Raw genomic sequence first — 5497 nt, 5'->3', positions numbered from 1 at the left:
GTTCAGCTCATGAGCTAGTCCTGGTCGGTAACTCATTTAACGAGGCTATGTATATCGCCTTTGGTGTTGTTATACAGGCAATGGTCGGCGCAGCTCTTTTAAAGTATTGGCTTGGGCACCCGCTGCGCTTTAAAAAGCGCAAAAATATAATTTACTTTATCCTTGTCATAGCAATATTGGTCAGCTTAATTTCGGCTAACTTTGGCGTATTTGCCTTAAGCCAATTCAACTCGGTTTACAGTGTTGATAATCATTGGAAGAATGTTACTTACTGGTGGCTTGGTGATACATTAGGAGTATTAATTGCGACTCCGCTTTTACTTTCTTTATTACCACAAAAGTCTAATCAACATAATATATCGGCGTTTCCGACAATTGCAGTATGCTCTATTTTATTTTTATCAGTCGCGGTAACAACGCAGTTATACGATCAAGAAAATCGTATAAACACTATTAAAATTGCTGAACGTGAAGTCCATGTTATAGAAAACAGCCTGTATAGATATACAAATCGTAGTATTATTGCAGTGCAGAGCCTAGCAAGTCAGGTACAGTCATCTCCCATGCTAAGCCAGCAAGATTTTTATTCTTATGCTAGCCAGTTACTAACTCAGCACGCATTTATTAACGCCTTATCGTGGAACGCAAAAATACCTCAAGATCAACGCGACGTCTTTGCCCAAGAAATATCAAACATTTATCATTTAGATATTGATGTAGTTGGCGAACCTCTTGAAAGTAGCGATCCCCTTGTGATAGTAAAATACATAGCTCCTTTTAATGGTAATCAAAAAGCTATTGGCTTTAATGTATTTTCAAACCCTGATCGAAAAAGCTCTCTGCTTAACCCCGCTATAAAGTACATGCCAGTAGGAACTAAAATAATTCAGTTAGTGCAAACCAAACAACCTAAACCAGCCTATTTATTATTTGCCCCTGTGTACTCCCAGCATAGTGATGAAAAAACAATTAAAGGCTATGCCACTGGTGTATTTTTAGTGCGTAGTATTATTGAGCAGGCAATTTCTAAAGAACAGCCTGATATGTTTTCGATTGGTATATACGAAGATACAAACACTCCGCCGTTTTATAGTAATTACTCTCAAAATGTTCAGCAAGCTAAAGGCAGCCGCTTAATGTCGTTTGATGTGGACTTTGCAGGGCAAAAATGGATTGTAAAACTAGCCCTTAAAGAAAGCTTTTTAACACAACATAATAGTCAACTAACTTTATTATTACTCATACTTCAAGTTGCCGTATGTTCTTTAATTTTAATGGTTTTACTGCTGTTTAATCAGCAACAAATCGCACTTACACGTCAAGTTGCAGAGCGTACTCACTCACTCGCACAAGCAAAGAAGCAGTCCGATTTAGCTAATCAGGCTAAAAGCCAATTTTTAGCGAATATGAGCCACGAAATACGAACACCATTAAACGCCGTTATTGGTTTTTCTTCACTTGCTAGAGAAACAGACAATGCAAATACACTCATTGGCTATTTAGATAAAATAAACTCAGCATCTAAAAGCTTATTAAACTTAATTAATGACATTCTTGATATATCAAAAATAGAATCCCAAAAGTTAGTTATTGAATCTATTGCATTCGACTTAGGTGCTTTAATAACACGTATAAACAACATGTTTGAGCAAAGCGCAGTTAACAAAGGTATTAAATGGCAAGTTAATTCAAAGCTACCTGTTGATACCTGGTTTATTGGTGATCCTATGCGAATTGAGCAAATATTACTTAATTTATGTAGCAACGCGATTAAATTTACAAGCCAAGGCAGCGTTACTTTAAACATAGAAACAGAGTTTACTGCCGCCAATAAAGTACAGCTAGTTATAACCGTTAGTGATACCGGCATAGGTATAAAACCAAGCCAACATAAAAAATTATTTAACGCATTTACCCAAGCGGATAGTTCTACCTCAAGGCAGTTTGGTGGTACAGGCCTTGGCTTAACCATAGCGAAAGAGTTAAGCCAATTAATGGGGGCTGATATAACACTTAAAAGTGAAGTAAATAAAGGCTCTACTTTTACATTTTCAATGCGATTAGAAACAACAGAACCTAAAAAAGAACATGTTATTACATTTGATAATACTAATATTACTTCGCTAGATATTTTGGTCGCAGAGGATAACCCAGTAAATCAAATGGTTATTAAAGCGATGCTTGGCTCGTTAGGAATTGTGCCGTATATAGTAGAAAATGGCGAACTGGCCGTTGATATAGTTAAAAAGCAGCATTTTGACTTAGTGCTTATGGATTGCCAAATGCCTGTAATGGATGGCTATAGAGCAACGGCACTGATCCGCCAGTTTAAAACTGAACAAGAGCTCCCGATTATTGCTTTAACTGCCGACGTTATGCCAGAGGATAAAGCACATGCACAAGCCGTTGGATTTAACCAGCACCTTGCAAAACCGCTTGAACTCATTAAGCTAACCGAGTGTCTTGTCCAATATGCAGAAGTTAATGAACAATAGTGGTTTAATTTTAAGAGTAGTTTTAAGAGTCGCTTTTGGTATTGTTTTAAGTGTTTTTTCGCATACAGCTGTCGCTCAAAACTGTATCTCGCAGGCGAGCGACTTTAAATTTATAACAAAAAGTAAGCAACAAGGCTTATTACGCTTTGAAAAAGAGCACAACCACCAGCGCTTTAATTACCACGCACTTTTACCATTTAACGATTACTTAGATTTTGCATATAAACATATAAATAAAACCAATCCACGTGCAGATATGCCATGCCCTGTTATTACACAAACGTACCAGCAATTAGTAACACAAGGTACGCGAAAACCTGACCCTACTATTGCAGATATTATTGCCCCTTTTGAGCTTACGCATCCAAACAGCAATAAAGTTGCACTATTAATTCACGGGCTAACTGACTCACCCTTTACGTATCACGATTTAGCACAAGTGTATTATCAACAAGGCTATACTGTGCGTACTATTTTATTACCAGGACATGGAAGCGCCGCAAGTGCATTACTCAATGTAGAGGTTAGCCAATGGCAACAGGCAATAAAATACGGTATTAAACGCTCGGTGCAAGACTTTGATGAGGTGATACTCGCAGGTTACTCTACCGGTGCAGCGTTACTTATTGATTACGCAACCAAGCACACTGTTTCACCCAAAATTAAAGCGCTTATGCTTTATTCGCCAGGCTCCGAGCCACATAATAAGTACGGCTGGATAGCAAAGTGGATTGATGCCATACCCTTTGTTAATTGGATAGATAAAGACGCCGATGTAGACTTTGCTAAGTATGAATCATTTCCTTTAAATGCAGCTGCCGCGTCGTACGATGCAATGTCACTTGCAAGCGTAAGTAGCTTAAACAAACGCTCTGCACTTAAATTACCTATTTTTAGTGTACTTAGCGATATTGATACCACGATAGATACGCGTGCCACGCTAAAATTATTAAGTGCGTTACACAAAGATAATTCAGTAAAATATAAGCCGCTCGATACTTTAGTACTTTATGGAAGCACTGATATTTTACCGCCAGACTTTGCTAGTGACTACACAGTAAATAACCCGCAATGCACATCGCCTCAGTGTAAAAAAGTTCATGGTATATCGCATATTGCTATTGTTAACTCACCGCAAAATCCACATTATGGGATTAACGCAACCTATCGTAATTGTGGCAGCTTTATTAACGACGAGTCCCTGTACAAAACATGTAAAACAACAAAAAATCCACAACTAGGAGAGCGCACAAGCGCCAACTTAAAACACTATCCGGCTTTACAACGCTTAACTTATAATCCTCATTTTACCGAGCTTAAAAAGCAAATTAGTACGTTTATTAAAAACGTAGAACAGCTTAGAACAACTACAAGGTAAGTAGTCATGGGAACGTTTTCGCACCAATGGTTTAGCAGTATTAATGAGATTGATCAGGCGCAGTGGCAACGTTTATTTGGTGATGAACCATTTACTCAACATGCTTTTTTATATGCCCTTGAACAAAGCCAATGCGTAACACAAAAAAGCGGTTGGCAGCCCCATCACCTCGCTATTTTTGAAGATGATACGCTCATTGCGCTTGCACCTGGGTATTTAAAAAGTCATTCATACGGCGAGTACGTATTTGACTGGGCATGGGCTGAGGCATACGAAAAACACGGTTTAGAATATTATCCCAAATGGCTATCTGGCATTCCCTTTAGCCCTATTGAAGGCAAGCGTATTGCTATCGAGCACGCTAACCCTAATGCGGTGTATCAGTACATTACAGAGCAACTTAGCATACACAGTGCTGAGCAAAGGTGGTCGGGTTGGCATGTTAATTTTTGCGACCAAGCCCAAGCAACATCATTAACTGAGCAACATGCCATGCTAAGAGTAGGTGTGCAATTTCAGTGGTTTAATAAAGGTTTTGAAACCTTTGACGATTTTTTGCAAATACTTAACTCACGAAAACGTAAGTCACTTAAAAAAGAGCGAGCTAAAATAGCGCAACAAAATATTGATATTGAATGGCTGCAAGGAACGCAAATTACGCCCGAGATAATGCAATTGTTTTGTGAGTTTTATCAGCGTAACTACTTAAAGCGATCTGGTCATTTGGGCTATTTAAATATGGAGTTTTTTACGCTTTTACATGCATTAATGGCTAATAACCTCGTTATTATGCTGGCCAAAAAAGACGACAACGTGATTGCTGCAACACTTAGTTTAGTAGGTGAGAATACACTTTATGGGCGCTACTGGGGAGCAAGTGAAGAAGTAGATTCGCTTCACTTTGAGCTGTGCTATTACCAAGGTATTGAGTTTGCAATAAAGCATAAACTCAGCTGCTTTCATTCGGGAGCACAAGGTGAGCACAAAATAGCACGCGGATTTGAACCCGTACTTACCTACTCTGCTCACCATATTGTTGATGGCGATTTCAGTAATGCAATAAGCGACTACTTAAAGCGTGAACGCGGCCATATTGATATATATAAAGAGCAATGTAGCTCATTACTGCCGTTTAAAAACGAGTAACTGATTATTTGCAGGCATGGCAGTATCGCTAATAAGCGTAAGCCCTGCTTGCTTAGCTAGTTGTTCAACTGCTTCAAAATCTCTTATTCCACTTAACGGATCGCGCTCTGTTAAAAAGGCACTAAAGTCATCATTACTTGGGCTGGTAAATTCACCTTGGTACTTAAATGGTCCGTAAATACACAACATACCGTGGCTATTTAAGTGACGTTTAACACCGTCAAAAAAACGTTCAACTAATTGCCAACTTACAATATGAAATGTGTTTGCAGTATAAATAGCGTCAACCTTATCTACAGGCCATTCATTATTTAAATCAAGCTCAAGTGGTGCATGTAAATTAGTTAAATTAGCTTCACGGTGCCATAAATTAATCCCTTCGTGGTTTATAGCGCGATCACTTGTATGCCATTGTAAATGCGGTAATTGCTCTGCAAAAAACACACTATGTTGGCCGGTTCCTGATCCGACTTCGAGG

Annotated in this window: 4 protein-coding genes; 3 read left to right on the top strand and 1 reads right to left on the bottom strand. The window is 38.7% G+C overall.

Annotated elements, in window-relative coordinates:
- The 3 genes from H5072_RS10725 to H5072_RS10715 form a co-directional block, all read left to right on the top strand.
- Positions 1–2495, top strand: a 2495-nt coding sequence (locus H5072_RS10725) for an ATP-binding protein (protein WP_259395921.1), incomplete at its 5' end; no start/stop codon positions are given.
- Positions 2485–3873, top strand: a complete 1389-nt coding sequence (locus tag H5072_RS10720; protein WP_182693514.1) for a carboxylesterase — start codon at positions 2485–2487, stop codon at positions 3871–3873. The genes H5072_RS10725 and H5072_RS10720, both read left to right, overlap by 11 nt.
- Before the next feature lie 6 nt (positions 3874–3879).
- The gene (locus H5072_RS10715; protein WP_182693513.1) at positions 3880–5019 is read left to right on the top strand and encodes a GNAT family N-acetyltransferase; all 1140 of its coding nucleotides are present in this window, start codon (positions 3880–3882) and stop codon (positions 5017–5019) included.
- Here H5072_RS10715 and H5072_RS10710 read toward each other — a convergent pair.
- Positions 4996–5497, bottom strand: a 502-nt coding sequence (locus H5072_RS10710) for a DUF938 domain-containing protein (protein ID WP_182693512.1), incomplete at its 5' end; no start/stop codon positions are given. The genes H5072_RS10715 and H5072_RS10710 overlap by 24 nt on opposite strands.

This window comes from Pseudoalteromonas sp. SR45-5 (assembly GCF_014163565.1).
Classification (GTDB): Bacteria; Pseudomonadota; Gammaproteobacteria; order Enterobacterales; family Alteromonadaceae; genus Pseudoalteromonas; species Pseudoalteromonas distincta.
This window is presented reverse-complemented; position numbering and strand designations above follow the sequence as displayed.

Excerpts from the sequence above, each read along its gene's own strand:
- H5072_RS10715 (WP_182693513.1), top strand. The coding sequence starts at position 3,880 with ATGGGAACGTTTTCGCACCAATGGTTTAGCAGTATTAATGAGATTGAT.
- H5072_RS10720 (WP_182693514.1), top strand. The coding sequence starts at position 2,485 with ATGAACAATAGTGGTTTAATTTTAAGAGTAGTTTTAAGAGTCGCTTTT.